General features: G+C 64.2%; 27 protein-coding genes. 11 read left to right on the forward strand and 16 right to left on the reverse strand.

The genetic code is table 11. The annotated features are described in order from the left end of the window. The first annotated feature begins 26 nt into the window (after positions 1-26). On the forward strand, positions 27-1250 hold the full coding sequence (locus WMW70_RS19020; RefSeq protein ID WP_341439025.1) for a PepSY-associated TM helix domain-containing protein: 1224 nt from the start codon (positions 27-29) through the stop codon (positions 1248-1250). Positions 1251-1427: 177 nt separating this feature from the next. Here WMW70_RS19020 and WMW70_RS19025 read toward each other — a convergent pair whose 3' ends face one another. Next, a complete protein-coding gene (locus WMW70_RS19025) occupies positions 1428-2168 on the reverse strand; it encodes a substrate-binding periplasmic protein (protein WP_341439026.1) in 741 nt (246 codons plus the stop codon). A gap of 272 nt (positions 2169-2440) precedes the next feature. On the opposite strand from WMW70_RS19025, the gene WMW70_RS19030 reads away from it, so the two are divergent. Then, complete coding sequence (locus tag WMW70_RS19030) at positions 2441-4108, forward strand: BCCT family transporter (protein ID WP_341439027.1); 1668 nt, start codon at positions 2441-2443, stop codon at positions 4106-4108. Between the two features lie 542 nt (positions 4109-4650). Here the strand turns inward: WMW70_RS19030 and WMW70_RS19035 are convergent. From WMW70_RS19035 to WMW70_RS19060, 6 genes are all read right to left on the reverse strand, one after another. Then, a complete protein-coding gene (locus WMW70_RS19035; RefSeq protein ID WP_341439028.1) occupies positions 4651-5013 on the reverse strand; it encodes a hypothetical protein in 363 nt (120 codons plus the stop codon). Positions 5014-5555: 542 nt separating this feature from the next. Further along, on the reverse strand, positions 5556-6281 hold the full coding sequence (locus WMW70_RS19040) for a 3'-5' exonuclease (protein ID WP_341439029.1): 726 nt from the start codon (positions 6279-6281) through the stop codon (positions 5556-5558). Next, positions 6278-8152, reverse strand: a complete 1875-nt coding sequence (locus WMW70_RS19045; protein ID WP_341439030.1) for a DUF294 nucleotidyltransferase-like domain-containing protein — start codon at positions 8150-8152, stop codon at positions 6278-6280. The genes WMW70_RS19040 and WMW70_RS19045 overlap by 4 nt, the downstream gene beginning before the upstream one ends. 241 nt (positions 8153-8393) lie before the next feature. Then, positions 8394-9389 (reverse strand): DUF6976 family protein, encoded by a 996-nt coding sequence (locus tag WMW70_RS19050; RefSeq protein WP_341439031.1) that lies wholly within the window; start codon positions 9387-9389, stop codon positions 8394-8396. Continuing rightward, positions 9386-10108: a hypothetical protein gene (locus WMW70_RS19055; protein WP_341439032.1), complete on the reverse strand. Its 723-nt coding sequence runs from the start codon at positions 10106-10108 to the stop codon at positions 9386-9388. The genes WMW70_RS19050 and WMW70_RS19055 overlap by 4 nt, the downstream gene beginning before the upstream one ends. Positions 10109-10224: 116 nt before the next feature. Then, positions 10225-10629, reverse strand: a complete 405-nt coding sequence (locus tag WMW70_RS19060; protein WP_341439033.1) for a ribonucleotide reductase subunit alpha — start codon at positions 10627-10629, stop codon at positions 10225-10227. 205 nt (positions 10630-10834) lie between these two features. On the opposite strand from WMW70_RS19060, the gene WMW70_RS19065 reads away from it, so the two are divergent. Beyond that, positions 10835-11401 carry a LemA family protein gene (locus tag WMW70_RS19065; protein WP_341439034.1) on the forward strand — a complete coding sequence of 189 codons (567 nt, stop codon included), beginning with the start codon at positions 10835-10837 and terminating at the stop codon, positions 11399-11401. Between the two features lies 1 nt (position 11402). Beyond that, positions 11403-13325 (forward strand): DUF2207 domain-containing protein, encoded by a 1923-nt coding sequence (locus tag WMW70_RS19070; RefSeq protein WP_341439035.1) that lies wholly within the window; start codon positions 11403-11405, stop codon positions 13323-13325. A gap of 155 nt (positions 13326-13480) precedes the next feature. Here WMW70_RS19070 and WMW70_RS19075 read toward each other — a convergent pair whose 3' ends face one another. From WMW70_RS19075 to folE2, 3 genes are all read right to left on the reverse strand, one after another. After that, entirely contained in the window at positions 13481-13717 is a 237-nt protein-coding gene (locus tag WMW70_RS19075) for a hypothetical protein (RefSeq protein WP_341439036.1), read from the reverse strand. After that, positions 13714-14208, reverse strand: coding sequence for a GNAT family N-acetyltransferase (locus tag WMW70_RS19080; protein ID WP_341439037.1), 495 nt, complete (start codon positions 14206-14208; stop codon positions 13714-13716). The genes WMW70_RS19075 and WMW70_RS19080 overlap by 4 nt, the downstream gene beginning before the upstream one ends. Before the next feature lie 62 nt (positions 14209-14270). Beyond that, positions 14271-15161 (reverse strand): GTP cyclohydrolase FolE2, encoded by an 891-nt coding sequence (gene folE2 / locus WMW70_RS19085; RefSeq protein ID WP_341439038.1) that lies wholly within the window; start codon positions 15159-15161, stop codon positions 14271-14273. Positions 15162-15252: 91 nt separating this feature from the next. On the opposite strand from folE2, the gene dksA reads away from it, so the two are divergent. The 3 genes from dksA to WMW70_RS19100 are packed head-to-tail and all read left to right on the forward strand — an operon-like array spanning position 15253 to position 17520. Continuing rightward, entirely contained in the window at positions 15253-15666 is a 414-nt protein-coding gene (gene dksA / locus WMW70_RS19090) for an RNA polymerase-binding protein DksA (protein ID WP_341439089.1), read from the forward strand. Between the two features lie 4 nt (positions 15667-15670). Continuing rightward, the gene (gene zigA, locus WMW70_RS19095) at positions 15671-16876 is read left to right on the forward strand and encodes a zinc metallochaperone GTPase ZigA (protein ID WP_341439039.1); all 1206 of its coding nucleotides are present in this window, start codon (positions 15671-15673) and stop codon (positions 16874-16876) included. Next, positions 16876-17520, forward strand: coding sequence for a DUF1826 domain-containing protein (locus WMW70_RS19100; RefSeq protein WP_341439040.1), 645 nt, complete (start codon positions 16876-16878; stop codon positions 17518-17520). Before zigA ends, WMW70_RS19100 begins: the two co-directional genes overlap by 1 nt. Before the next feature lie 18 nt (positions 17521-17538). Here WMW70_RS19100 and WMW70_RS19105 read toward each other — a convergent pair whose 3' ends face one another. After that, positions 17539-17892 (reverse strand): NADH:ubiquinone oxidoreductase, encoded by a 354-nt coding sequence (locus WMW70_RS19105; protein ID WP_341439041.1) that lies wholly within the window; start codon positions 17890-17892, stop codon positions 17539-17541. 217 nt (positions 17893-18109) lie between these two features. Here WMW70_RS19105 and WMW70_RS19110 point away from each other — a divergent pair, with 217 nt between their 5' ends. Next, positions 18110-19075 (forward strand): CobW family GTP-binding protein, encoded by a 966-nt coding sequence (locus WMW70_RS19110; protein ID WP_341439042.1) that lies wholly within the window; start codon positions 18110-18112, stop codon positions 19073-19075. 56 nt (positions 19076-19131) lie between these two features. Further along, complete coding sequence (locus tag WMW70_RS19115) at positions 19132-20010, forward strand: alpha/beta fold hydrolase (protein ID WP_341439043.1); 879 nt, start codon at positions 19132-19134, stop codon at positions 20008-20010. Positions 20011-20246: 236 nt separating this feature from the next. Here the strand turns inward: WMW70_RS19115 and WMW70_RS19120 are convergent, their stop codons facing one another. From WMW70_RS19120 to WMW70_RS19135, 4 genes are all read right to left on the reverse strand, one after another. After that, the gene (locus WMW70_RS19120; protein ID WP_341439044.1) at positions 20247-20639 is read right to left on the reverse strand and encodes a DUF3301 domain-containing protein; all 393 of its coding nucleotides are present in this window, start codon (positions 20637-20639) and stop codon (positions 20247-20249) included. A gap of 93 nt (positions 20640-20732) precedes the next feature. After that, positions 20733-21218 carry an acyl-CoA thioesterase gene (locus WMW70_RS19125; protein ID WP_341439045.1) on the reverse strand — a complete coding sequence of 162 codons (486 nt, stop codon included), beginning with the start codon at positions 21216-21218 and terminating at the stop codon, positions 20733-20735. A gap of 114 nt (positions 21219-21332) precedes the next feature. After that, positions 21333-22064 carry a substrate-binding periplasmic protein gene (locus WMW70_RS19130; protein WP_341439046.1) on the reverse strand — a complete coding sequence of 244 codons (732 nt, stop codon included), beginning with the start codon at positions 22062-22064 and terminating at the stop codon, positions 21333-21335. Between the two features lie 123 nt (positions 22065-22187). After that, on the reverse strand, positions 22188-23159 hold the full coding sequence (locus tag WMW70_RS19135) for an AraC family transcriptional regulator ligand-binding domain-containing protein (protein ID WP_341439047.1): 972 nt from the start codon (positions 23157-23159) through the stop codon (positions 22188-22190). Between the two features lie 73 nt (positions 23160-23232). Here WMW70_RS19135 and WMW70_RS19140 point away from each other — a divergent pair, with 73 nt between their 5' ends. Continuing rightward, complete coding sequence (locus WMW70_RS19140; protein WP_341439048.1) at positions 23233-24084, forward strand: sterol desaturase family protein; 852 nt, start codon at positions 23233-23235, stop codon at positions 24082-24084. Next, positions 24081-24671 (forward strand): NADPH-dependent FMN reductase, encoded by a 591-nt coding sequence (locus WMW70_RS19145; RefSeq protein ID WP_341439049.1) that lies wholly within the window; start codon positions 24081-24083, stop codon positions 24669-24671. Before WMW70_RS19140 ends, WMW70_RS19145 begins: the two co-directional genes overlap by 4 nt. Before the next feature lie 62 nt (positions 24672-24733). Here the strand turns inward: WMW70_RS19145 and WMW70_RS19150 are convergent, their stop codons facing one another. After that, positions 24734-26101 (reverse strand): glutamine synthetase family protein, encoded by a 1368-nt coding sequence (locus WMW70_RS19150; protein ID WP_341439050.1) that lies wholly within the window; start codon positions 26099-26101, stop codon positions 24734-24736. Positions 26102-26185 lie beyond the last annotated feature (84 nt).

The raw sequence follows: 26185 nt of genomic DNA on the forward strand, positions 1-26185 counted from the left end.
CGCCACTTACCGTAACGAGATAGCCCATGCGTTCCGCCTTTGTTGTTCTGCATCGCTGGTTCGGCCTGTTTATCGCCGTGTTCCTGTTTGTCTCCGGCCTGACCGGGGCGGTGATCTCCTGGGATCACGAAGTCGACGAGTGGCTTAACCCGCAGCTGTTCGAGGCCCGTAGTGAAGGCCCGGTGCAAACGCCGCAGGCCCTTGCCGCCCAGCTGGAAGCCCGCGACCCAAGGCTGCAGGTCGGCTTTATGCCGCTGTACACCGAGCCGGGTCATGCCTTCGGCCTCAGCGTCAATCCGCGCATCGACCCGGCCACCGGCAAGGCTTATGAGCTGGATTTCAACCAGGTGGCCCTCGACCCGGTGACCGGCGAGGAACAGGGGCGGCGCATGTGGGGCGCGGTATCGCTGAGCCGCGAAAACCTTATGCCGTTCCTCTATAAGCTGCACTACAGCCTGCATATCCCCGACGGCTTCGGCCTCGAGCTGGGCATTCTGCTGTTCGGCATCGTCGCCATCGTCTGGAGCCTGGACGCCTTTATCGCCCTGTGGCTGTCGTTTCCCAGCTGGCGCGCCTGGCGCAAGTCGTTCGCCTTCCGCTGGCAGCAGGGCGGCTACAAGCTCAACTTCGACCTGCACCGTTCCGGCGGCGTTTGGATCTGGGGCCTGCTGCTGATCCTGGCGGTGACCTCGGTGTCGATGAACCTCAACGTGCAGGTGACCCGGCCACTGGTCGAGCTGTTCTCGCCGCTGACCCCCAGCCCCTTCGCCAGCCGCACCCCGGTCAGCCTCGACGAGCAGCCGCAACCGGGCATCAGCCGCGCCGAGGCGGTCAGCCTGGCGGCCGCCGAAGCGACGCGCCTGGGCCTGGAGAAACCGCCTGGCGGGGTGTTCTATTCGCCGGAGTTCGATGTCTACGGCGTGGGTTTCTACACCGCGGAGAACGACCACGGCGACGGCGGCCTGGGCAACCCCTGGCTGTACCTGGACGGCCAGAGCGGCGCACTGGCGGGCACCCTGATACCGGGCAGCGGCAGCGCCGGGGATATCTTTATGCAGGCGCAGTTCCCCCTGCACTCCGGGCGTATCCTCGGCCTGCCGGGGCGCATCCTGGTGTCGCTGCTGGGGCTGGCGGTGGCCATGCTGTCGCTGACCGGCATTGTTATCTGGGCCAAGAAGCGCCGCTCGCGGGTGCGCAGTGAACAACGCAGCCGGCACAGCGAGCTGCTGGTGCAGGGCGCATTGCGTTAGGGCGCTGCTCCGGCGTCAGCGTCGGCGGGTCTCTCGTCGGGTGCGCCGCGTGTACCAGAGACGGCTGCAAATTCTCGGTGCGCATAGCGCACCCTACGAGGCCTGCGCGTCACCTTACCCAATGCGGCCTGTGCAAGCAGGCCACTCTTCCCCACGCCACAGGCTTTGCGTCTGGCGCTATGGCTCGACAATGCCGTGGCGCGCCTTCAGGGCCTGTACCTGTTCGGCCTGGCTGCTGAGAAAGGCATCGAACTGCTCGATCAGCTCGGGGTGCTGGATGCTCGAGAGAAAGTAGTGGTCATCCTGGTAAGCCAGGTTGCGGTCGAATACCAGGGCATTGCTGTCCATGCCGTTGCTGCGCAGGTGGTACGCCACCACCTGCGGGTTGAGGTAGACGCCATCGACCCGGTCACTCATGGCCATGGCCAGCAGCGAGTCGATCTGGTTGGCCTGGATCAGGATGATCCGCCCCGCCTCGATATCCTCCAGATAGGGCCAGGGAGTAAAACCGCGCTGGGTGCCGAGGCGGCGCAGGCGCGCCTTGCCCTGGTTGAGGTGCTGCGGTTTGACCAGTATGCCGTCGATGGCCGGAGCCGCCGCGCGGCTGAAGTGCACCTGATGGCCGCGCTTGATATCGGCGTTCCAGCGCGGGTTGTCGGGGTACTTCAAATCCACCCGGCCACCGATAAAGTCGCTGAGCAAGCGCCGTACCGGCAGCGGCCGATAAATGAACTCATGGCCCTGGTGGGCGGCGAAGGCGTCCAGCAGCTCGCGGCCATAGCCCAGGTACTGGCCATCCTGCACATTCGAATAGGGCATATAGGGCTGCAGCTCGACCCCCACGGTGAAGGTCTGCGCGCGCAGGGCAGGGCTGAAGGCAAGCGTCAGACAGACCAGCAGTGGAAGAAGGACTGTCATGGCACGGGCTCTCGACATAACGGCATAGGGGCTACAGCAACCATAGCCAATTGCATGCCTCAGAGGGAGCCCGTGCCGGAAAAATCTGACGTTTTGGCCAGCAAAACGGGCGCTAAATGGGCTGCAATGGCCGCCAATCCTGGCTTTGTGCCTGCAGCGATGGGCTATGGCTGTTACCCTGTCCGGCTCAGTTGCCGGTTTGGCGGCTGTACGAGTAGGGCAATCCGTCCTCGTGCGCGTAATGCGTGCCACACGCCTAAGGAGCATTCCATATGGGAAAAGACCCTTCGTCTGACACGACCCCGCAACCAGATGCGGCAAATCTGGATGGCATACCGGCCCCGAGTGGGGCCGCCAATCTGATCGACACCGACTACGTGGTCGGTCAGGACAATATCAAAGGGCAGTTCCTGTTCGCCCTCGACATTCACGGCAAGGTCTTCAGCATTTCCGCACTCACCGTGGTGCTGTTCGTGGTGCTGACCCTGGCCCTGCAGAACGAAGTGGAACCGCTGTTCAGCGCCATCCGCGGCTGGCTCACCAGCAACCTGGCCTGGTTCTTCCTCGGTGCGGCAAATATCTTCGTACTGTTGTGCCTGGGCCTGATCGTCTCGCCGCTGGGCAAGGTGCGCCTGGGCGGTATGGACGCCACCCCCGACCACTCCTACCTGGGCTGGTTCTCCATGCTGTTCGCCGCCGGTATGGGCATCGGCCTGATGTTCTACGGCGTGGCCGAACCCATGGGGCATTTTTCCGCCGCGATGGGCGGGGTCAGTGTCGGCGAAGATGGCCTGCGTACCGACTGGTCGCCGCTCGCGGGTGCCGCCGGTGATGCCGAGGGCGCTGCGCGCCTGGGCATGGCCGCCACCATCTTCCACTGGGGCCTGCACCCCTGGGCGATCTACGCCATCGTCGCCCTGGCGCTGGCGCTGTTCTCCTTCAACAAGGGCCTGCCGCTGTCGATCCGCTCGATCTTCTATCCGCTACTCGGTGAGCGGGTGTGGGGTTGGCCGGGCCATGTGATCGACATCCTCGCGGTGTTCGCCACCCTGTTCGGCCTGGCCACCTCCCTCGGCCTGGGTGCCGAGCAGGCCGCCGCCGGCATGGACCACCTGTTCGGCGTCGCCGCCACCGACCTGAGCAAGGTGCTGCTGATTATCGGCATCACCGGTATCGCCCTGCTGTCGGTGCTGGCCGGCCTGGACAAGGGCGTCAAGCGCCTGTCCGAGCTGAATATGGTCCTGGCCATCCTGCTGCTGCTGTTCGTCATCATCGCCGGCCCGACCCTGGCCATTCTCACCGGCTTCTTCGACAACCTGGGGGCCTACCTGCAACACCTGCCGGCGCTGTCCAACCCGATCGGCCGTGAAGACGCCAACTTCAGCCAGGGCTGGACCGCCTTCTACTGGGCCTGGTGGATCAGTTGGTCGCCATTCGTGGGCATGTTTATCGCCCGGGTCAGCCGTGGCCGCACCGTGCGCGAGTTCCTGATCGCCGTGCTGCTGGTGCCGTCCCTGGTGTCGGTGCTGTGGATGACCGCCTTCGGTGGCACAGGTATCAGCCAACTGGTGGGCGACGGCTTTACCGGCGTGCAGGACGCCGCGCTGGAGCTGAAGCTGTTCGCCATGCTGGCGGAACTGCCGTTGGCGGAGATCAGCTCCTTTATCGGCATCGTGCTGGTGATCGTGTTCTTCGTCACCTCGTCGGACTCAGGCTCCCTGGTGATCGACACCATCACCGCCGGCGGCAAGGTCAACGCCCCGGTACCGCAGCGCGTGTTCTGGGTGATTACCGAAGGCGTAATCGCCATCGCCCTGCTGCTCGGCGGCGGCCTGGTGGCCCTGCAAGCCATGGCGGTATCGACCGGCTTGCCGTTCACCATCGTGCTGCTGGTGGGCTGCGTGTCGATCGTCAAAGGCCTGATGAGCGAACCGCGCTGACCGCTGTTGAGTAGTACAAGAGCGCGCCTTCGGGCGCGCTTTTTTATGCGTGGGGCTTGGGGTTTGGGTGGGCTGGTGCCGGGCAGCTGTAGGAGCGGGCCATGTCACCGATGCGTTAGGCATTGCATCGTATGCGCCGATGTTTTGTATTGCGCATGCCTTCGGAGGCTAACTTTTCTTTGCATGCGAGATTTAAATAAATCTGTCCCCTTTTTTTTCTTTTTTTGTCTGTTGTTGCCAGTAAAAAAACAAGAAAAATGATAGCTGCAAGGCCAAAGCCATTCAGCTACAAATACCGGTGGCTATTTTGAGGGAATAATTTGCACCTATTATGATTGCAGGTAGTAGGAGATAATACCAAAGGCCTATATAGAGATAGTCGCCTTTCAATATGACGATGATTGGAGCTGCTGCCGAAATAATGCATGCAGTTTGAATGTCCTTTTCCATAAATATATTCCGATTTTGCTGTGCATAACGTTTGGTTAAGGGACGGGCTTTAGCCCGGCCCTGTGAGCGAAGCGAGCGATTTGAACCACTAGTTAGAGCTTGTTGCTAAAGTGATGTTTTATTGCATGATGTGTTTTTATTAAAGTAATAATGCAGAAAGCGCAAAAAGCGATATAAAGAAATGAGAAGACTGCAAATTGTACTGGCTGGCTTTCGATTGAGAAAACCTGAGCAGTGCTAGAGCTTATTGGTTTAAACGAAATAGTGCCGGCTATTATTTGACCCAATGCGTATTGGGTTGCTGATGCGGAAAACATTGCTGCAATAATTAGAAGTGCATAGCTTCTATAGTAGCCTTTTGGTCGGCTTGGGATTTTGATTGTAGTAAGCTTTACAATGGCAAAGATTAGTAAAATAGGCGCTAATAATACTGCGACTGAAACGATGATGAACACTATTGCGCTTTGCATGATGACCCTAACTATTAATTAGGCGGCACATATGTCGCAGTCGGTCGCAATATGTGTCGCATAAACTTCCTTGTCGTCAGCTAAGTCCTTGTCTTTCTTGAAGGTGATCGCGGTAAAAGCGACAGCACCTGAAGAGAAACGCGACAGGGAGGACGGCAAGCCCGGGCTGCTGGCGAACTACTGGCAGGCATAGGGCAACGCTAGTTCATTCGGGCTGAGGCGTCCATTACGGTGGACGATGACGGAGAGCCGGCTTTGCTCTTTTTCTGTCAGCGGCCCAGATATCAGGTGCCCGAGGGGGCGCAACACAAGCCATCAGCACATACGGTGGTGTGCCGAACGCCTATGTAATAGCCGGGTAATGATGGGTATCGCGATGCTCAACCCATCCTACGGTGCTTCGAGAGGAAAAGCGTCGCGGCTAAAGCCCCTCCCACAGGGCGCTGCGGTGATCCGTTTGGGGCTAAGCATTGCGGCCAAGGCCTAGGCGTCCCCACCGCTCCTACATGAGCGCTAGCGTCGCGCCCTTAACTCCATAACTCGCCCACCGGGGTATCCGCTGAGTAGCGCGCGGCGACCTGGGCCTGCAGCAGTTCGGCGGTGGCGAGGGCGTCGGTCAGGGCATGGTGGGCCTGGTACTGCGGTAGGTTGTAGCGCAGGCGGCTGTCGGCCAGGCGGATGGAGACTGGTTGGCGGCCGAGCAGGCGGGCCAGCCAGCCGGGTTGGCGTTTGGGGTAGAGGCGCGCTTCCAGCTGCATGGTGTCGATCACCGGGAACTGCAAACCTTCGCCCAGCTGCTGGCGCAGCGCCTGGTCGAGGAAGCTGCGCTCGATATTGCGGTAGTGCACCACCATCACCTTGCCGGCCATGGCCGTCAGCAGCTCGTCGAGTATCTGACCCATGCGCGGGGCATGGCGGATGTCCGAGTGGGTGATGTGGTGGAAGGTCACCGACTCGCCGCTCAGCTCGCTGGCCGGTTTGACCACCCAGTACAGCGCTTCGCCGCAGCGGATGCGGCGCAGGTTGAAGGGCAGCAGGCCGAGGCTGACGATGGCGTGCTGGTTGGCGTCCAGGCCGGTGGTTTCCACGTCCAGGGCCAGCAGCGGCACCTGTTCCAGCGGGGTGTCGGCGCTTACCGTACCGGCGCGGTAGAAGGCTTGCAGGCGCGGGTCGCTGGCGCTTGCGGCGAGCTTGGCGAGGTGCCCGGCCCAGTCGAACAGCTCGGCAGTGCTGGCCTTGGCCGGGCCGCTCATAGCGCCTGACCGGCTTGCGCCGGGTAGCGGAAGCGGAGGAATTTCTGCGCGTTGCTGAGTACCTGAAAGGCTTCCTTGAGGTTGTGTCGCTCGCTGGCGGAGACCTTTTCCGGCTCGATGTAGTTGTTCGGCTCGCGGCCTTCTTCGATGGCGCGGGCCTGATGGCGGATGCGCACCAGGCTGAGAAACTCCAGGGCGTAGCGCAGCTGGCTGATGGCCTCGGGCTGCAGCAGTTTGGTCTGGGCGATGGCGTCGAGGCGCTCCAGGGAGTTCTGCGCCTTGCTGCCGCAGGCCAGGGCGTGCACGCGGATCAGGTCGGTGAGCGGCGCGCTGCCGCGGCCTTTGAGGTTGATGATGTTCTTGTGCTGGCCGTCGCTCTCCATCACGAAGGTGCGGAAGAAGCCCAGCGGCGGCGTGCGGTTGAGGGCGTTGCGCGCCAGGGCGGCGAGGAAGGCCGGGTTGCTGCTGGCTTTCTGTGCGAGCAGTTCCTGGAGGTTTTCCACCAGTTCACTTTCGCCATGCACGCCGTCGAGGTCGAAGAAGATGCAGCTGTTGAGCAGGGTCTGCGGGTTGGGTTTATCGATCCACTGCTGGAAGTAGTCGCGCCATACCCGCAGCGGCTGCCGCCACTGGGCGTTGCTGGCCATGATGCCGCCCTTGCAGTAGCTGTAGCCGCAGGCCGCCAGGCCGTCGCTGACAAACTGGGCGAGGGCGGCGAAGTAGGCGTCGTGCTGGGCGGGGTCGAAGCGGTCGTCGAGCACCAGGGCGTTGTCCTGGTCGGTGACCAGCAGCTGCTCGTCGCGGGCCATGGAGCCGGCGACCATAAAGCAGTAGGGCACCGGCGGCGGGCCGAGTTTCTGTTCGGCTAGTTCCAGCAGGCGCTGGGTAAAGGCGCGGCCGATGCCGCTCATGGCGCTGCCGATCATCTGCGCAGTGGCCTGGTCGTTGACCATGCGCACGTAGGTGCCGCGCAGGTCCGCCAGGAGGTTCTGCAGGCCGGCGACATTCGGCTGGTTGAAGATGCTGTTGACCAGGTAGAGGCTGCTGTGGGACTCGTAGCGGATGATGTCGGACAGGTTGATCAGGCCCAGGGGGCGACGCCGCTGCACCACCGGCAGGTGATGGATGTTGTGGCGCAGCATACGCAACATGGCTTCGAAAACGCTGTCATCGGCCTGGATGGTGATGGGATCGGGCGACATCACCGCGCTCACCGGTGCCGCGCTGTCGAGCCCGACCGCCAGCACCCGGGTGCGCAGGTCGCGGTCGGTGAGGATACCGACCATCACGGCGCTGGCCGCCTCGCCGTCGACGATCACCAGGGACGATACGCTCTGCTCGGTCATCACCTGGGCGGCCTGCTGCACCGAGGTGTGCAGGGGTACGCAGACCGGCTGGCGGGAGATCAGCTTGCGCACCTTGAGCTGCATCAGCTCGCTGGCCTGGCCCTGGCTTTCCACCGCGGATTTGAGCCGCGACTGGCCTTCGGCCTCGACAAAGTCGGCAAAGCTGTCGTGGGCTTCGCACAGCTGGCCGAACAGTTTGCCGGGGATAAAGTAGACCAGGCTGTCTTCGATGGCCCGCGCCGGGAAGCGCACCTTGTTGCTGCGCAGGAGGCCGGCCTGGCCGAAGATGTCGCCCTCGCTCAGGCGGTTGTACAGCTCGCCGTTGCGCCGGTAGATCTCCACCGCGCCGCTGCGTACATAGTGCAGTTCGTGAATCTCCGCGCCGTACAGGAGGATGTCGCTGCCGGCCTTGAAGTAGGCCACCTCGACCTGGCGGGCGATGGCGTCGAGGCTGTCCTCGGGCAAGGCATCGAAGGGCGGGAAGCGCTGCAGGTGGTCGCGGATCTCCAGTAACTCGATCTGCATGGGGGCCTCTTGAAGGTGGGGCGGGCCGACCGCCGCCGGTTACGCCTGGGCGGGTTCACCCCGATGATGGCCGCGCGGGGTGGCGAAAAGACTCGCCGCTTTTTGGACATGACTGCCGGCGGTTCGAGCAGCGGCAGCAGGGTGGCGGATGAGCGGTATGGGCTAACCATAACCCGCCCCGGCGCGGGCACGCGACTGTTTCGCTACCGGGGCGGTGCCCCGGCAGCTCGCGGCCAGGGCTTCAGCTGTGCTCGAGCGTCAGGTAGACGGCGGTCTGGTTGAGCAGTTGGTAGGCGACTTCGCCGAAGGTGATGGGGCCGGTGAGGCGCGCCGTCTGGCGGCCCTGCAGCTGCGAATAGAGGTAGTTGAGGATGCAGTTGCAACCGAACAGGATGGGCCCTCCGTCGCTGGGCATGGCTTGCAGAAAGCGCGCACTGTAGTCCTCGACCGCGTCGGCGAAGCGGTAGTCGACCCCAGCGAACACCGGCGCGTAGAAGGACACCAGCCCCGGCTCGGACTCCAGCGCCTGGATGCTGACATTGATCATGGCCCCGCAGTAGTCGGCCACCAGCGGCAGGCGGGTGTCGATGTCGCGCGCGCGGATCAGCTCGAGCAGGCTGCCGCGCACGCCATCGATCAGGCACTCGCGGGCGGCAAAGCCGGTCTCATCGAAGCGCAGGGTCGGCCCCGTGCCGGGGGTGAACAGGTTCACCGCATGCACCAGCGCCGTCTGCTCGGGCGGCAGGGGAATGTGCAGGACGATGGCCTGGTCGCTGTAACAGCGCCCGCTGCGGCCGTCGATCACCTGGGCCTGGGCGCTGCCCAGTTGATCCAGGTGCACGCCCGCGACCCAGCCGACAATCGGCTTGATGTACATGTCGGGGTAGTTGGGGGCCTCGCGGGCATAGTCCTCGAGCACGGCGCTGGCAGCCGGCAGAATGACGATGCTGAAGCCGTTTTCCGGGGCGTCTTCGAGCATGTGCGGCAGCCGCTGGCGGTCATAGCAGAGGATTTCGCCAACCTGCGGGCCGAAGGGCTGGACGAACACCTGGTCGAGGCGACAGGTGCCACCCTCGTCGGCCATGAAATAGGGCGTGGTGCCGCCGATCCAGTTGCCCCTGGGCAGCGCGGTCAGGCAGTCGAGGTGGCCGGCGATGGCCAGGGTTTCGCCGCGTTCGATCAGGGCGCTGGCCTGGCGCAGGTCCAGCAGGGCGCTTGTGGCGCTGGCGTCGTTCATGGCTGGTCGCCCTCGGTGGCCTGCTGCGGTTCGTTGTTCAGCTGGGCGATCTCGTGCTGCAGATGCTTTTCGTGCTTGATAAAGAAGCGCCGCAGTTCGTTGATCCTGAGGATCCGCATGTCCGGGTCATGGGCCCTGGCGAAGTCCTGGCGGGCGCGGGCCAGCAGCAGTTTCAGGCTCAGCAGGCGGATCTCGAACGGGCAATCCAGGGCCAGCAGGCGCAGCCATGCGTGGTCGTCACCGGGGGGAATGCTGCTGGCGCTTTGCTCCGCCGGATCGTCCAGCTGCAGGCGGGCCCGCAGGTCGGTATCCGCCGTGGCCAACTGGCCGGACTCGATGGCGTGCTTGATCTGCCAGGCGAGGTGGATGTCGATATCCAGCAGGGCGCAGACCTGGCGATAGCGCAGACCATCCTGCAGGCACTGGATCACCCGCCTGGCAAGGCCATGGGTGAAGTCGCTGGTGCTTTTGCCGAGGAAGGCTTGCGCGGCTTGCTCGTGCTGCTCCGGCAGGCTGGCATGGATATAGGTCTTGTAGGCCCCGATATTGAGATGCCGCCAGCGTGAGCGCGGTTGTTCGCCGAGGTAGCGGCCGAACCAGCTCTTGCCGCTGCTCAGGTAGGCATGCAGCTCGCGGCTGTGGGTATCGACACGCACCCGGCTGACTTCCCAGGGCTCGTTCACTTCCAGTAGCCAGTGGCACAATTCTGCGTCTTTCACCCGGAACTCCCTGTTGTGGTTTACCAGTCCAGGGACCTTCACATGGGGGTGCTTAGCGGGCCAGGGAACCTTGGCACTAAGTCGTTGCGACTTGCGCACTAGTACGGCAACAGACCCTAGTAAAAGCTCACCGCCTGCCCCGTACGGTCGAAGGCGATAAAGTTGCCGATGCTGCCGGCCTCGATGGCCCCGACCATCATCTTCAGGGGTTGCTCGGCCTCGTCGCTGCTCGGCACCATGCCGGCGCGCCCGGCCAGACCGGCGGCGAACACCAGGTCCCAGGCCACCCCGGTGCGGCTGGACTCGGCCAGCAGCCCGGCAAAATCCAGCAGTTCGTCCGGCAGCTTGTCGACGCACAGCACCGGCTTGAGCGAGCCGCCCTGGTTCTCGGCGTGGCGCTGGCGTTCCTCTGCGGTGGCATCTTCCGGCAGCTCGGCGCAAACGAACACCAGCAGTAAGCGTTGTGGCTCCGGCTGGGCCTTGGCGGCGGCCAGCAGGTCGGCGAATTCGGCAATATCCATGACAGTCCATCCGTACGAAAAAATAAGCGCTGCGATAAGCCACACTGCCATGGGGTGCCGACCCTGACCATATCTCTTAAGGTATAGATGGCGCGTCGCGCGGCTCGCGTTATGGGCTTTACCGCACGGGCGGCCGGTGCCGACTATGGTGTTAGCACGATGGCGAACAGAGCGTTTTCAACGGCCTGCTGATCAAGGAGTGGCTATGCAAGGGGCGGGATTGTGGGTGGTGCTGTCGCTGTTGCTGGGGCTGGGCGGCCTGGGGATTTATTACTACAACCGCCTGGTGTTCAACCGCGCGCGGGTGGCCGAGGCCTGGAGCGGTATCGACGTGCAGCTCAAGCGCCGTTCCAGCCTGATTCCAGCGCTGGTGGAGTGCGTGCGCCAGTACATGAGTTACGAGCAAGGCACCCTGCAGGCGCTGGTACAGGAGCGTGCGCGCGCGGTGCAGTTGGCCGATTCGCCGCTGGGCCAGCGGGCACCGGTGGAGGCGCACCTGGGTACCCAGCTGCGCCAGCTGTTCGCCCTGGTCGAGGACTACCCGACGCTCAAGGCCGACAGCCAGTTTCTCGACCTGCAACGCAATATCAGCGAGGTCGAGGAGCATATCCAGATGGCCCGGCGTTACTACAACGGCGCGGTGCGCGAGTTGAATGTGCTGGTCGAGTCGGTGCCGAGCAACCTGGTGGCGCGGCCCTTTGCCTTTACCCAGGCCGAGTATTTCAGCCTGGATGACCCGCGTGACGCCCAGTCGCCAAAAATGGAGTTTTGACATGCTGCGAGTGCTGCGTTTTGCCCTGTTGAGCCTGTGCCTGCTGCCGCTATGGGCCGCGGCGGAAGAGGTGATCGAAGACTTCGCCGTGACTCTGCAGGTGCAGGCGGATGGCAACCTGCTGGTGACCGAGCGGATTACCGTGCAGGCCGAGGGCGAGCAGATCAAGCGCGGTATCTACCGCGATCTGCCGGTCAGCTACAGCTTGCCCCTGGGCCTGTTGCAGAGCAGCCCGATCACTCTGCTAGGGGTAAGCCGCGATGGCCAGGCGGAGCGTGCGCGGGGCGAGCAGAACGGCAGCTGGGTGCGCTATTACCTTGGCTCGGCCGACCATCTGCTGCAGCCGGGGCGCTATCAGTACGAACTGCGTTACCGGGTTGAGCGCCAGCTGTTGCACCACCTCAATAGCGACGAGCTGTATTGGAACGTCACCGGTAATCAGTGGGTGTTTCCGATTCTCCAGGCCTCGGTCGAGGTCAAGCTGCCGCCGGGTGCGCGAATTGGTGAGCTGGCCGCCTATACCGGGGCAGGCGGTGAGCAGGGCAAGGCCTATGAGGTGCTCGAACAGCGCGACGACTATCTGCGCCTGGCCACCACCGAGGCCTTGCCGGCCTACCATGGCCTGACGGTAGCCGTGGATTGGCCTGCCGGCCTGGTGGCGCGGCCGGGTGTAATGCAGCGCCTGGGCTCGGTGTTGCTGGATAACCTTGGTCTGTGCCTGGGCGCGCTGCTGCTGGTTGGCCTGGTGATTTTTTATCTGCGCGCCTGGGATCGGGTCGGCCGTGACCCTGCAAAAGGTCTGATCATTCCACTGTTCGAAGCTCCGCGAGGCATGAGCGCGGTGCAGGCCGGCTACCTCTGGCATCGCGGTTTCAAAGGGGCTTATCAAGATGCGCGGGCGTTCAGTGTGTGGCTCACCGATATGGCCATCCGCAAGCACCTGCATATTGAAGACGACGCCCGTGGCAGCGGTTTTAGTCTGGCCACTGGTGAGGGCAGCGACCTCAGCGAGCCTGATCGCGAACTGCGCAACCGCCTGTTTCCGGCCGGCAAGGAAGGCGTCGCGCTGAAGATCGGCGGCGGCTATGAGCCGCGTCTGGCCGAAGCCGTGGCCGGGCTTAAAAGCCAGCTGCAAGAGCAAGGCAAGGGCTGGTTCAGCCACAACCTTGGCATCTGGGCCTGGGGTCTGGTCTGGGCGGTGGTCGCGTGCCTGGTGTTGGTGTTTGCCGGGGCTCAGGGCGAGGACGAATGGGGCGTCGGCCTGGGCGGCGTGATCTTTACCCTGGGTTTTGGCGTGCCGTCGCTGTTTGTCCTGCGCATGGCCTGGCAACAACCCACTCGGGGTCGGCGGATCGGTCTGAGCCTGGCGGCTCTGCTGTTTGTCTGGCCGGTGCCGGTTGGCCTGTGGATGCTCAGTGAAGCGGCGTCGGTGCCGGCCTTGGTGCTGCTCTGCGTCTATGTGCTGGTGGTGGTGCTGTTCTATTACCTGCTGCCGGCACCCTCTGTCGAAGGGCGGCGCTTGCTTGATCAGCTGGAAGGCTATCGCGACTACCTGCAACTGGCGGAAAGCGACGCACTGGCCCTGGCCGGCAATGCCCCTGCGATGAGCATCGCGCTGTACGAAAAGCACCTGCCCTACGCCATGGCCCTGGGCGTGGAAGACAAGTGGAGCGCGCGCTTCAGCGCGGCCCTAGCCAACGGCCTGATCGACCCGGCGCAGCGCGACTATCGACCCGACTGGTACCACAGCCGCAGCGACTTCAGCACCCCGCTGGCCATGAGCGCCGCCCTGGCCGCCGGCCTGAGCAGCGCCACGGCCCTGGCCTCATCGCCACCCTCGAGCAGCTCGTCAGGCGGTGGCGGCTCATCCGGGGGTGGTTCGTCGGGCGGCGGCGGCGGTGGCGGAGGAGGCGGCGGCTGGTAGGGCGCGGCTTACGATATCTAGATCGTGCTGCGTGCTTTTGTAGGAGCGGGCTTGCCCGCGATGCTTTTGATCTGCAAATGTCGCCAGATCGCCAGCAAGCTGGCTCCTACCGGGGATGGGGGTCGCGTCGTCTGATCGCGACTGATCCCAGGGGGCTACGGCTTGCGGGTTTCCTGCAGCTTGGCCAGCAGGGCTTCGCTTTTCTCCAGCTGCTCGGCCTCGCTGAGCTGGGGGTTTTCCAGCACGCTGTCGAGCTGTTCGATCAGCTCGCTCTGCCGGCGGATGCGTTCATCCAGCTTCTCCAGCTTGCGCTGGTTGTGCCAGCTCCATAGGGCCAGGGCGCAGGCCGCCAGCACAACCGCAGCCAGCACAATCATCGTCAGGGTGTTCATCGCGGCTCCAGGATTTTGCGCATGGCGAAGCGCTGCAAGGTAACAGCGCCGCGCGTCACCGTCTGTGCCTGTTCCTCAGAAAAGCCCTGGCGGGCAAAGAATGGCCGCGCCGTCAGGCTGGCCTCGGTAAACAGCTCGCGGGCACCTGCTGCCCGCAGGCGTTGTTCGGCTGCCGCATACAGGGTCGCGGCCACGCCCTGGCAGGCATGGCCGGGGGCGGTGAACAGCAGATCGATATGACCATCGAGGCTAAAGCCGATAAAACCGGCAATAGCTTGGTCATCTTCGGCGATAAGCAGCTCAAGTGATGCCAAACGGGCTTGCCAGGCAGGCATATCCGCAGTCGCCGGAGCCCAGGCCTGGCGCTGCGCTGCATCGTAGTGCTGGGTGGTCAGCTGGCTGACCGAAGCCTGAAACAGCGCGACCAGGGCGGGTAGGTCCTGAGTTTGGTAGGACCGCAGGCTGAAGGGGGCGGGCAGGGGGGCTGTCATCGGGGTTACCTGCAAGGGGCTGCCCGGCAGGTTAGCGCTGCGTGCGGGCCAGGTAAATCGCCTCAGTCCCAGTTCCAGCTACTGGCCGCCACCGCATCGTGGGCGTGCAGGCTTTCTGCATGCACCACCTGCAGCTGAAAGGCGCTGAGTTCGCCCTGTTGCAACAGCGCGCTGTGCAGAAGGCGGGCGGCGTCTTCGCAGAACATCAGGTTCTGTCCGTTGGCCAGGGCGAAGGCCTGTTCGTCGGCGCGCTTCACGGCGGTCTGCACGGCAGTACCGAGGGCCTGTTCGGCGGCATCGATCAGTTCCACCAGCGGCAGTTCGGTGGCCTGTGGTTGCAAGCGTGCTTGCAGGGTGGCGTAGCTGCGCTGGCTATGCGGCGTGGCGACGATGCCCTGGGGCGAGCCGAGCCAGGCCAGCAGCTGGGCATGTTCCAGCGGCTGGCCGGCGAAGTCCTCGATAAAGCGCTGCTGGATCAGCTGGCGCGCCAGTGCGGCGGAGCAGGGGCAGGTCGAGGAATAGGCCACTTTCACCTGCAGTTCCACGTGAAACCCCCATAAATACTGGCGTGCACGCACTTCGAAGGAGTAGGACTTCCAGCCGGACAGTGGGCTGACCAGGGCCGGGCGGTTCAGTAGCGCCTCTCCACGCAGGGTGATGGACGCCTGTCGCGACAGGTCCTGATGGCTGTCGAGAAACTCCCCCAGTAATTGCTGCAGCGTCGCCGGGCTCAGCTCGTTGTGCTCCAGGGCATGCAGGGCCAGGTACAGGCGTGACATATGAATGCCACGGGCATTGCCATCATCCAGGCTGACCCCGACATCGACGCGGGCATTGATGCGCTGCCCGGCCAGGTTGACCGGCAGCGCGATGTCTTGCATGCCGACCCAGTCCAGGGCTTGTGGGTGGGCCGGCGTTTGCGCGGCTATATCCGGCAAGGTCAGTGCGTTCATCAGAAATCTTCCGCTCGGTTGTGGATTTAAATGTTATGTTATAACAAGTAAATCACAAAGCCAGCGAATCCTGACGATGAGCGCAACCCCACTGACCCACGCCGAGCTGCTCGCCCAGCCGGCGGATGACTATATGAATGCCTTCCAGCAGCAGTTTTTCCGCAGCTTGTTGCTCAGCCAGCGCAGCGAGCTGCAAACGCGAATCGCCGAAGAGTTCGCAGGCCTGCGCGAGCGCGAAACCAGCAGCGATCCCGCCGATATCGGCAGCGCCGAGGAGCAACGGCAGTGGCAGCTGCGCCTGCTGGAGCGGGAAAAGAAGCTGCTCGACAAGATCGACGAAGCCCTCGACCGCCTGGCCCGCGGTGAGTACGGCTGGTGCGTCGAGACCGGCGAGCCGATCGGCCTCAAGCGTTTGCTGCTGCGGCCCACCGCGAGCCTCTGCGTCGAAGCCAAGGAACGCCAGGAACAGCGGGAAAAACACCTGCGTCACACTGATGGAGCCTGAAACCATGACCAATCGCCTTCCCGTAACCGTGCTGTCCGGCTTTCTCGGGGCCGGAAAAAGCACCCTGCTCAACGCCATCCTGAAAAACCGTCAGGGCCTGAAAGTGGCGGTGATCGTCAACGATATGAGCGAGATCAATATCGATGGCAGCGAAGTTCAGCGCGATGTCAGCCTCAACCGCGCCGAAGAAAAGCTGGTGGAAATGAGCAACGGCTGCATCTGTTGCACCCTGCGCGAGGACTTGCTGGAAGAAGTCGGCCGCCTGGCCCGGGACGGTCGCTTCGACTATCTGCTGATCGAGTCCACCGGCATTTCCGAACCGCTGCCGGTGGCCGAAACCTTTACCTTCCGTGGCGAAGACGGCCAGAGCCTGGCCGACCTGGCGCGCCTGGATTGCATGGTGACGGTGGTTGACGGGGTGAACTTTCTGCGTGATTTCCACGCGGCCGAGAGCCTGGCCAGCCGTGGCGAAACCCTGGGTGAGGAGGACGAGCGTTCGATCACCGACCTGCTGATCGAGCAGGTGGAATTCGCCGATGTGCTGCTGATCAGCAAGATCGACCTGATCAGCAGTGCCGAGCGCGAAGAGCTGATGGCCATCCTCCGTGGCCTCAACACCCATGCCGAGATCCTGCCGATGGCCATGGGCGCGGTGCCGCTTTCCAAGATTCTCAACACCGGCCGCTTCGACTTCGCGCGCGCGGCCGAAGCGCCTGGCTGGCTCAAGGAGCTGCGCGGCGAGCACATCCCGGAAACCGAGGAATATGGCATCGCCTCCAGCGCCTATCGGGCGCGCAAGCCGCTGCATCCCGAGCGCTTCTTCAACTTCATCAACCGCGAGTGGAGCAACGGCCGCCTGCTGCGCAGCAAGGGTTTCTTCTGGCTGGCCAGCAAGTATCAGGAGGCCGGCAGCTGGTCCCAGGCCGGCGGCCTGATGCGCCATGGTTTTGCCGGGCGCTGGTGGCGTTTCGTGCCCAAGGCGCAATGGCCCACGGACGAGGAAGGCCTGCAGACGATCAAGAAAAACTGGCAGGCGCAGAGCGGCGACTGCCGCCAGGAGCTGGTGTTTATCGGCCAGAACATCGACTTCGCCCAGCTGACCCGCGAGCTGGATGCCTGCCTGCTGACCGATGCCGAGATGGCCGATGGCCCAGAGGCCTGGCAGGCGCTGCCCGACCCATTTGGTCCCTGGCATGAGGAGGCCGCCTGATGCTTGCACCTGTTCTGAGGCAGCCGTTGCAGCAGGTCAGCAGCGAGCAGATCGAGGTGCTCGGCGAGGTGCTGCGCGATGAGGTCAATCTGGCCGTCTGGCAACGCCAGTTGCCGGCGCAGATCAGCGATTTCGCCAGTGCTCTGCTGGCCCGGGGCGAGCCGCTGGGGCAATCCATGGTGCTTGAGCTGGCCAGCCCGGAGAGCACACCGAACCTCAGTGGCCTGGTCGATGGTTACAGCGATCTGCCGGGCCAGGCGGCCTTTGTGCAGGATCTGAGCTGGCTGGTCGGTGCCTTTGCCTGCCTGCTCGACGCCAGACGCATCGGCCTGCGCCTGCGCATTCTCGACAAGGCCATGTGTCCGCGCTTTCACGTCGACCAGGTACCGGTGCGGTTGATTACCAGCTACGCCGGGGTCGGCACTGAGTGGCTGCAGGAAGGTGTGATGGCCCGCCGTCGTCTCGGCGACCCGGCCGCCGAACCCAGCGATGCCGCGCTGATCGAGCGTGCCGAGGCCGGCCATGTGCTGCTGGCCAAGGGCGAGAAATGGATAGGCAATGAGGGCGGCGGTTTGATCCACCGTTCGCCGCAACCACCGGCGGGTGAGCGGCGCTTGCTGCTGACCCTGGATTGGCTGGCTTGAGTGATTGCGGCGGTTGGCTTAACGCGCCATCCACACACCCTTGCTCTGCTGCTCGCAGAAGGGCTTGAGGTAGGCGGCGTCCGTGGCGACGCCGTAATAATGCACGTCCTGCTTGTATGGAGTGCCGCCCACCGTGGAGTTGCGGCACACGCCGAAGGCCCCGATGGGGCATTGCTCGACAAAGGCAACCTCGACCTTCTGGCCCTTCAGTTGCGGCTGGCAGAAGCCGCTGCGAAACAGGTTGGGCGGGATGCTGCGGTTCTGCTGGCAGACCTTCACATCCAGGCGCTCGGCCTGGCTATGCACCACACAGGCTTCACCCCAGGCCAGGCCGGATAACAGGGATAAGCCAAGCAGTAGAACGGCACGCATTGTTAAAGACCTCGTTAAACACAGCAGGTGGATTCTGTAGGAGCGGCCCATGGCCGCGATAGCGTTTCGCGGGCATGGCAACTAGGCGTCCCCCCGCTCCTACAGTGCGGCGGTGGGTGACCAATAAAACAGTCTGCCGACTCTAGCATGCGGCTTTTATTCAGTCTGCGCCCTGGGCGGGGTTCTCTCCCGGCCGGCAAAGCCGCACCATAGGGGCATGCTGAAAAATATCCCCACTCATCTGATTGCCGGCCCCCTGGGCGCGGGCAAGACCAGCCTGATCCGCAACCTGCTGGCCCAGCGCCCGGCCGGCGAGCGCTGGGCGGTGTTGATCAACGAGTTCGGTCTGGTCGGCCTGGATGCCGCTCTGCTGACAACCGATGACGATGGCATCGCCATGGGCGAAGTGGCCGGCGGCTGTCTGTGCTGCGTCAACGGCGTGCCCTTTCAGGTCGGCTTGAGCCGCCTGTTGCGCAAGGCCAAACCGGATCGCCTGCTGATCGAGCCCTCGGGCCTGGGCCATCCGCTGCAACTGCTGGAGCAATTGCGCGAGCCGCCCTGGCTGGACGTACTGGCGGTGCAGGAGCCGGTGCTGGTGCTGGATGCCATGGCCCTGGCCGCCGGTGAGGCCCTGCCCGAGAGCCAGCAGGTCACCCTGAGCAGTGCCGGTTTGCTGCTGCTGAACAAGGCCGAAAACCTCGACCAGGCGACCAGGGAGCGGCTTCAGGCGCTGCTGCCCGCGCGGCCGCTGTTGTGGACGACCCAGGGTGCTTTGCCATTGCCTCAGCTACCCGGTTTTGCTGCTCGGGCCGATAGTGGCGGCACGCTGGATGATCTGCCCGCAGGTGCCGCGACATTGCCGCAACTGTGGCGCAGCCCGGCGGAGCCGATCTGCCAGGTGCAGGCGCAAGCCGAGGGCTGGAGCATCGGCTGGCGCTGGCACCCGAGCCAGCAGTTCGAGTTGATGCAGGTGCAGCAGTGGCTGCATACGCTGTCCTGGCGACGGGCCAAGCTGGTGCTGCAGACCAACGCCGGCTGGCTCTCGGCCAATGCCCTGGATGGCCAGCCCTTGCACTGGCAGAACAGCGAGTGGCGCAAGGATTCGCGCCTGGAGCTGATCTTCGCCGAGGCGCAAGACGTTGCTCACTTGCAGGCTGGTTTTGCGCAGTGCCGTTTACCCTGAAGCTCAAGGGCCCCTGGTATTGATAAACTGCGGTCACTTTTTTCTGGATAGCGCCCATGCAATTGCTTCCCTGGTCCCACGCCTGCAGCGCCGGCTTTACCCTGCGTGGCTGGCACTCGCCGCCTTCGGGCAAGCCGCTGCTGCATTTTCTCCATGGCAACGGTTACTGCGGGCGGGTCTATACGCCCTTGCTGCAACGCCTGGCCGAGGATTTCGACCTGTGGCTGTGCGATGTCCAGGGCCATGGCGACACGGACCATGGCGGCCGCTTCCACGGCTGGAACCGCAGCGCCGAACTGGCCCTGGAGGCCTTTGCCGAGGGACGCAAGGGCTTTGCCGAGGTGCCGGTGTTTGCCTTGGGCCACAGCTTCGGCGGGGTGCTGACCAGCCTGATGCTGGCCCAGCAACCGCAGCTGTTTAGCCGTGCGGTGCTGCTCGACCCGGTGCTGTTCACCCCGGCCATGATCGGGGTGATGGCGCTGTCCGATGTGGTCGGCCTGAGCCGGCGCAACACCCTCGCCAGCAAGGCACACAAGCGCCGCAGCAGCTGGCCCGATCGCGCCAGCGCGCATGCCGCCCTGCATGGCCGCGGGATGTTTCGCGGCTGGACCGAGGAGGCGTTTGCCGCCTATATCCAGCATGCCCTGAAGGACAGCGACAAGGGCGTCGAGCTGAAATGCCGGCCCAGCCGCGAGGCCGATATATTCAGCTCCTTCCCCAAGCGCCTGTGGCCGTCGCTGGCCAAGGTGACGACGCCGACCCAGGTGCTCTACGGTCAGCGCAGCTACCCCTTCGTCGCCAAGTCGGTGGCCCGCTGGTGCGCCGGCAATGGCCATATCAGCGCCCATGTGGTGGCCGGCGGGCACTGCTTTATGCAGGAGCAGCCGGAGGATACGGCGACGCGGGTGGGGGATTTTCTGCTGCAGCGCGGCTAGCCGGTCGTTATGTGTGGCAGACGGCTTTTGTAGGGTGGATGGCGCTTTATCCATCCACCGTTTATGCGGTGGATGGATAAAAACGACACTTTGCCTGGACCGCGAAGGGGCTGATCGCGGGCAAGCCCGCTCCTACAGAGCCGCTGCGGAACCACTAGGCTTGGCAGGCGGCTGACGCACCCGCTGCGCGGTTGATGCTCCAGCCGGGCTTTGGGCAGAGCCTTTCCAACGGCCGATTATTCGCCGGGAGGGTTGTCGCGAGCGGAGCGCCAGCGCTGCAGGTCGATAACCGGCGCGCTGTCGGGCGGTGGCGTGCGAAAGGGGTGGGGTGCCAGTTCGATGCGCCCCAGCTGCTGGCCGAACATGGTGATGCTGCCCTCATGGCGCTGTTCGCCGGTGACGGTGAACTCGAAGCCATAGACCCGGGCCAGGCGCTTGCGCCCGCGGGCGTCGGGCAGCAGGGCGAGCCGGCGCAGGGCGACGTTGCCGTCGAGCAGTTCAACATCGACTTTGCTGCAGTGCTGCTGGGTCAGCAGCAGGGCGCGCTCGCGGATGCCGTGGCCACGCCAGAGCCAGGCACAGGCGCTGGCGAACAGCATCAGCAGGAATACATCAAACAGCTCGATCATGGTGGCTCCGACAGCGGGACGCCGAGCTTAACCCATCTACCCGTGCCTGCTTAGCCCCTGCCGCTGGCCTGCGCGGGCACGGCTGGGAAGGACTCAGCTCTTTTCTTCACTCAGGGCCTGGTAGCGCTGCTGCAGCTCGTGGCGGATCTCGCGGCGTTGCAGGGCCTGGCGCTGGCGACGGTGGCCGTCGGGTGTTTGCGGTTGCAGCGCCGGAATGGCGACCGGGCGACCCTGCGGGTCCACCGCCACCATGGTGAAGAAGCAGCTGTTGGTATGGCGCACCGAGCGCTCGCGGATATTTTCGGTGATCACCTTGATGCCGACCTCCATGGACGTGCGGCCGCTGTAATTGACCGAGGCGAGAAAGGTCACCAGCTCGCCGACATGGACGGGCTCGCGGAAAATCACCTGGTCCACCGACAGGGTTACCACGTAGCAGCCGGCATAGCGGCTGGCGCAGGCATAGGCCACTTCATCGAGGTATTTGAGCAGGGTGCCGCCGTGCACATTGCCGGAGAAGTTGGCCATGTCCGGGGTCATCAGTACGGTCATCGACAGCTGGGTATTGCCGTGTTCCATGGTGCACTCCGCAGGTATTGAGCGAGCAGGACGACCTGCTTGCCGTACCGTCAGGGTGACATGGATGCGCTGTTTTTGCAGCCGTTGCAGGCGAGCAACCGCGGCGCGATGTACTTAGTGCAAGCCGAAACGGCCGCGCAACTCGGCCAGCTCGTTGTGTCGCTCGACCAGAAAACGGTCGAAGTGCTGGATCAGTACGGGCTGGCTGGGGCTGCTGAGGTGAAAGCTGGTGTAGCTCTGCGGCAGTTGCTGATCCAGTTGCATGCGCTCTGCGCTCTGGCCCATTTCCACCAGGTGGTAGCGCACTACCTCGGGGTTGGCATACAGCGCATCGATGCGCCCACGTTCGAGCATGCGAATCAGGCTCTGGATATCCTGGGCTTCGACTAGCGTTACCCGGCCGCGGTTGAGCAGCGGCAACCAGGCCTCGGCGGTGAAGCCGCGCACCGTGCCCAGTTTGCGGATGCGCGCCAGGCCCTGGCCGCGGTATTCGCGGAGGACCAGGGTACCGTCGACTATCTGCACGGCGGCATCGCTGTAGTAGAGGCGTTTGCCGTTCTTGGCCTGGCGCGACCAGGACGGGTTGTCGGGGAACAGCAGGTCCAGGCTCTGCGCCTCGAGCAGGTTGTGGTACAGGCGGTTGATCGGCTGGGCGCGCAGTTCCAGCGTGAATCCCTCGTACTTGGCGAAGGCCTGCAGCAGCTCCACGGCATAGCCTTGGGGCGTACCTTCGGCCTCGGCTCGGTAATAGGGGTAATAGTCGTGGGCCTCGATGCCTACGCGCACGGGCTCCCCCTGGGCCAGGGTGGCAAGCAGCAAAACTGCCAGCAACAGCCATCGTGTCATTGCGAATCCGTCTCGCACTATATCCAACGGAGTTTAGTTCAAATGCGCCCTGTGCGTGGCTCAGGTACCGCACTCGTTCTGCTCCCCCATCCTGGCCCAGCCTGCAGCGGGGTGGCTGGGCGGTTAGGGTTGCTTCGGCTCGCGCCAGCGCTTGCGCGCATGCAGGTAGGCGGGGCTGTCGGCATAGCCGAGTTGGGCGGCGATCTGGCTGCTGTTCAGGCCTTGCAGTTCCAGGCCCTGTTCCAGTTCGGCGCGCACCGCGTCGAGCACCTCACGAAAGCCCATGCCCTGTTCCTGCAAGCGCCGGCGCAGAGTGCGCGGGCTCTGAGCCATGGCGCTGGCGGCACTTTCCAGGCTGGGAGGGCGTTCATGCTGCAGGTCGCTGCGCACCTGTTCGGCGACTCGGGCCGCCCAGCCGCTGAGGTGCTGCAGCCGCGCCAGGCGGCGATCCAGGCCCTCGCATATGAGTTCGGCCAGCACCGGGTGATGCTGGCGCATGGGTATGGCCAGGTCGCTGCGCTGCAGATACAGGCCATTGCGCGATGCGTTGAAGCGCGGCATGTGGCCGAGGAGCTGCAGATAGTCCGCCTGATAACTCGGCGGCGCATGGCGGAACTCGCTGCGGATATTCGCCAGTGCCTGGCCGCTGCCTTGGCGCATCAGGGTCAGGGCCATCACCGTGTAATGCTCGATCAGGAAGCGCTCCAGTTCGGCCGGTGCGTCGATCAGCAGTTCGAGGACGATGCCGTCGTCGCATTCGCTCAGACGTACCTGGTCCATGTCCGAACCCAGGCGCACGTAACGCTGCCAGCAGTGCAGCGACTCGCCGATGTTGCGGCAGAACTGGCTGAGGTGAGCCAGCGGGTGCCAGTCGGCCGGGGTGAACAGACTGAACAGGTGCAAGCCGATGGCCGGGTCAAGTTCGGCGGCCTGTTGCCACAGTTGTTCCAGGCGCACCAGGCTGTACTCCTGCTGTGGCCGGTGCTGACTGAGGTAGCGTTGCAGCACCTGGCCCATGGCTCCGCGATGGAAACGCTGGGTGGCCGGTTTGGCCAGGTTGGCCACTTCTGGCCGATTGTTGTCCGTTTCGCGCATGGTCGGCAGTGGGTCGCTTGGCGTCTGATGGAGGCAACCCGGGGACACCCGGAACCTGTCTGATGAGGTTGCCATGAACCTGAGCGCCATTACCAATAATCCCATCGCCGTGGTCAGTCTGATCTTCCTCGGCTTTATCCTCCTCGAGCTGGTGCTGGGTTGTTTCTTCCAGCCGCGCGGGCAGCGGCGCGATGTGCTGCAGGAGATCATCGGCTCCAGCCTGCTGCTGGGCCTGACCTTTCCGTTGATCATGTTTCTGGCCGGAACCGGGCTGGGTGAGCTGGTGCCGGAGTGGCGCGGGGCGCTTGCCGACCTGCCGTGGATGGCCGGTATTGCGCTGTTTCTGCTGTTCGACGACATGACCCAGTACTGGTGGCATCGCCTCAGCCACAAGGTGCCGGTGCTCTACAACCTGCACCGCGCGCACCATTCGGCACCCTACATGAGCGTGCGCATCGTCTACCGCAACAACAGCTTCTACTACCTGCTGATGCCGGGAATCTGGTTTTCCGCCGCGCTGATCTACCTGGGCCTGGCCCCGGAGTATTACGTCTACCTGATCGTCAAGATGCTGGTGATCTTCGGTGCCCATAGCAGCGTGGCCTGGGACGAGAAGCTGTACAAGATTCGCGCCCTGCGTCCGCTGATGTGGCTGTTGGAGCGCACCATCTCCACGCCATCGACCCACTCCGCCCACCATGGCCTGGATGCCGACGATGGCGTGACCCATTACAAGGGCAACTACGGCAACCTGCTGTTCTTCTGGGACGTGCTGTTCGGTAGCGCCAAGATCACCCGGCGTCGCCCCGAGCACTACGGCATCGAGGACATGGCTCCGGTGAGTTGGCAGCAGGAACTGTTCTGGCCGCTGGTGCGCCGGCCCGCGCCACGCGCCGAGCGTCTGGCGGACGAGGTGGCGCAATGAGCGCGAAGATTGTACTGGTCGCCGGCTCCAGCCGCGTCGACAGCCAGAGCGCCAAGGTCGCCCACTACCTGGCGGAGCGTTTGCGGGCACGTGGTGCGCAGTGTCAGGTGCTGGATCTGGGGCACGCCGCGCTGCCGCTGTGGCCGAGCGCGGAGAAGGTGGCTGCCTGGCCGGCCATGGCCGCACAGCTGGAGGAGGCCGACGCCCTGGTGCTGCTCAGCCCGGAATGGAATGGAATGGCCTGCCCGGCGCTGAAGAATTTCTTCCTCTATGCCGGGCGCGCCGAGCTGGCGCACAAACCGGCGCTATTGGTGGGGGTGTCGTCGGGCCTGGGTGGGGCTTACCCGCTCAGCGAGCTGCGCGCCTCCAGCTACAAGAACTGCCGCATCTGCTTTATTCCCGAGCAGCTGATTGTGCGTCAGGTCGAAGCCGTGATGAATCACGGGCCGGCGGCCGATGCCGACGACCAGCGCATCCGCGAACGTGCCGACTGGGCCCTGGACGTGCTGCTGCACTACCGCGAAGCCCTGCGCGGCCTGCCCCAGCGAATCGACTGGAGCCGGCCGCAGTTCGGCAACGGTATGTAGCGAGTGTGCTGCGCCGGGCAGCGCTGGATATCGCCCCGCTTATCCAGCGCGCCGTGCACCACTCAGGCGTGAGTCAGGTACCAGCGCCAGTCCTGCTCGCCGACTTCGCCCATGAATTGGCGGAACTCGGCCCACTTGATCGCCAGAAACACCTTGAGGAACTCCTCGCCCAGCGCTTCTTTGGCCCAGCTGGAGTGTTCCAGGGCGCGCAGGGCGGTCAGCCAGTCGGTGGGCAGGGTTTCGCGGGCTTGCTCGTAGCCGTTGCCGATAATTTCTTCCCCCGGATCAATCTGGTTTTTGATGCCGTGGTGAATGCCGGAGAGGATCGCTGCCGCCGCCAGGTAGGGGTTGGCGTCGGCACCGCAGATACGGTGCTCCACATGTCGGCTCTTGGCCGGGCCGCCCGGCACACGGAACGACACGGTGCGGTTATTCACCCCCCAGCTCTTGGCCAGCGGCGCGTAGCTGTTGGCCTGGAAGCGGCGGAACGAGTTGGCGTTGGGGCAGAAGATCGCCAGGGTGTCGTTGAGCGTGGCCATCATGCCGCCAATCGCATGTTTCAGCAGCGGCGTGCCATGTGGGTCTTCGCTGGCCATCAGGTTGTTGCCGTTTTCATCCGCCAAACTCACGTGCATATGCAGGCCGCTGCCGGCCTGGTCGCCGAACGGCTTGGCCATAAAGCAGGCCTGCAGCCCGTGCTTGCCCGCCACGCCCTTGACCAGGCGCTTGTAGCGCACGCCTTCGTCGATGGCCTGCAGGGCGTCGAAGCGGTGCTCCAGGGTCAGCTCGAGCTGGCCCGGGGCGTATTCGGAAATCGCCGTGCGCACCGGCAGGCCCTGCGCTTCGCAGGCGGCGTAGAGGTCATCGAGGAACGGCTGCAGCTGCTCCAGCTCGTACACGCCATACACCTGCGGTGCCTGCGGGCGCACGCCATTGGCTTGCAGCGCCGGCTGCGGGCGGCCGTTGGCGTCGCGCTGCTTGTCCAGCAGGTAGAACTCCAGCTCCACCGCCATTACCGGGTGGTAGCCGTCGGCCTTCAGTCGGTCGATGGCGCGTACCAGCACATGCCGTGGATCGGCCGGGGCAGCCGGCAGGCCCTGGGTTGGGTGCATGCTGACCTGCAGCTGGCCGGTGGGCGTGGTGCGCCAGGGTTGCAGGGTCAGACTGCCGGGCAGTGGGTAGGTCCAGCAGTCGGCATCGGCGACTTCCCAGACCAGGCCGCTTTCTTCGACGTCCTCGCCCTGGATGGTCAGCGCCAGGATCGAGCTGGGTAGCGGCCGGCCGTTCTCGTAGATGGCCAGCAGCTCGTCGCGGTGCAGCAGCTTGCCGCGCGGGATGCCGTTGGCGTCGATCAGCATCAGCTCGATGCTGCGCACTTCAGGGTGGGCGGCGAGGAAGTCACGGGCTTCCTGGGGATTGGCGAATTGCATGGTCGGATCTCGTGGTGGTGCCTGGGTAGGATGGGTTGAGCTTAGCGATACCCATGCGGTGACGGCCGATGGGTATCGCGGGCT

It is taken from the genome of Pseudomonas sp. XK-1 (assembly GCF_038069885.1).
In the GTDB taxonomy this organism is placed as follows: domain Bacteria; phylum Pseudomonadota; class Gammaproteobacteria; order Pseudomonadales; family Pseudomonadaceae; genus Aquipseudomonas.

What these genes read in the sequence shown, in the direction of transcription:
- WMW70_RS19020 (WP_341439025.1), top strand. Translation starts at nt 27, where the DNA reads ATGCGTTCCGCCTTTGTTGTTCTGCATCGCTGGTTCGGCCTGTTTATC.
- WMW70_RS19025 (WP_341439026.1), bottom strand. Translation starts at nt 2,168, where the DNA reads ATGACAGTCCTTCTTCCACTGCTGGTCTGTCTGACGCTTGCCTTCAGC.
- WMW70_RS19030 (WP_341439027.1), top strand. Translation starts at nt 2,441, where the DNA reads ATGGGAAAAGACCCTTCGTCTGACACGACCCCGCAACCAGATGCGGCA.
- WMW70_RS19040 (WP_341439029.1), bottom strand. Translation starts at nt 6,281, where the DNA reads ATGAGCGGCCCGGCCAAGGCCAGCACTGCCGAGCTGTTCGACTGGGCC.
- WMW70_RS19045 (WP_341439030.1), bottom strand. Translation starts at nt 8,152, where the DNA reads ATGCAGATCGAGTTACTGGAGATCCGCGACCACCTGCAGCGCTTCCCG.
- WMW70_RS19050 (WP_341439031.1), bottom strand. Translation starts at nt 9,389, where the DNA reads ATGAACGACGCCAGCGCCACAAGCGCCCTGCTGGACCTGCGCCAGGCC.
- WMW70_RS19060 (WP_341439033.1), bottom strand. Translation starts at nt 10,629, where the DNA reads ATGGATATTGCCGAATTCGCCGACCTGCTGGCCGCCGCCAAGGCCCAG.
- WMW70_RS19065 (WP_341439034.1), top strand. Translation starts at nt 10,835, where the DNA reads ATGCAAGGGGCGGGATTGTGGGTGGTGCTGTCGCTGTTGCTGGGGCTG.
- WMW70_RS19070 (WP_341439035.1), top strand. Translation starts at nt 11,403, where the DNA reads ATGCTGCGAGTGCTGCGTTTTGCCCTGTTGAGCCTGTGCCTGCTGCCG.
- WMW70_RS19075 (WP_341439036.1), bottom strand. Translation starts at nt 13,717, where the DNA reads ATGAACACCCTGACGATGATTGTGCTGGCTGCGGTTGTGCTGGCGGCC.
- WMW70_RS19080 (WP_341439037.1), bottom strand. Translation starts at nt 14,208, where the DNA reads ATGACAGCCCCCCTGCCCGCCCCCTTCAGCCTGCGGTCCTACCAAACT.
- folE2 (WP_341439038.1), bottom strand. Translation starts at nt 15,161, where the DNA reads ATGAACGCACTGACCTTGCCGGATATAGCCGCGCAAACGCCGGCCCAC.
- zigA (WP_341439039.1), top strand. Translation starts at nt 15,671, where the DNA reads ATGACCAATCGCCTTCCCGTAACCGTGCTGTCCGGCTTTCTCGGGGCC.
- WMW70_RS19100 (WP_341439040.1), top strand. Translation starts at nt 16,876, where the DNA reads ATGCTTGCACCTGTTCTGAGGCAGCCGTTGCAGCAGGTCAGCAGCGAG.
- WMW70_RS19105 (WP_341439041.1), bottom strand. Translation starts at nt 17,892, where the DNA reads ATGCGTGCCGTTCTACTGCTTGGCTTATCCCTGTTATCCGGCCTGGCC.
- WMW70_RS19110 (WP_341439042.1), top strand. Translation starts at nt 18,110, where the DNA reads ATGCTGAAAAATATCCCCACTCATCTGATTGCCGGCCCCCTGGGCGCG.
- WMW70_RS19115 (WP_341439043.1), top strand. Translation starts at nt 19,132, where the DNA reads ATGCAATTGCTTCCCTGGTCCCACGCCTGCAGCGCCGGCTTTACCCTG.
- WMW70_RS19120 (WP_341439044.1), bottom strand. Translation starts at nt 20,639, where the DNA reads ATGATCGAGCTGTTTGATGTATTCCTGCTGATGCTGTTCGCCAGCGCC.
- WMW70_RS19125 (WP_341439045.1), bottom strand. Translation starts at nt 21,218, where the DNA reads ATGGAACACGGCAATACCCAGCTGTCGATGACCGTACTGATGACCCCG.
- WMW70_RS19130 (WP_341439046.1), bottom strand. Translation starts at nt 22,064, where the DNA reads ATGACACGATGGCTGTTGCTGGCAGTTTTGCTGCTTGCCACCCTGGCC.
- WMW70_RS19135 (WP_341439047.1), bottom strand. Translation starts at nt 23,159, where the DNA reads ATGCGCGAAACGGACAACAATCGGCCAGAAGTGGCCAACCTGGCCAAA.
- WMW70_RS19140 (WP_341439048.1), top strand. Translation starts at nt 23,233, where the DNA reads ATGAACCTGAGCGCCATTACCAATAATCCCATCGCCGTGGTCAGTCTG.
- WMW70_RS19145 (WP_341439049.1), top strand. Translation starts at nt 24,081, where the DNA reads ATGAGCGCGAAGATTGTACTGGTCGCCGGCTCCAGCCGCGTCGACAGC.
- WMW70_RS19150 (WP_341439050.1), bottom strand. Translation starts at nt 26,101, where the DNA reads ATGCAATTCGCCAATCCCCAGGAAGCCCGTGACTTCCTCGCCGCCCAC.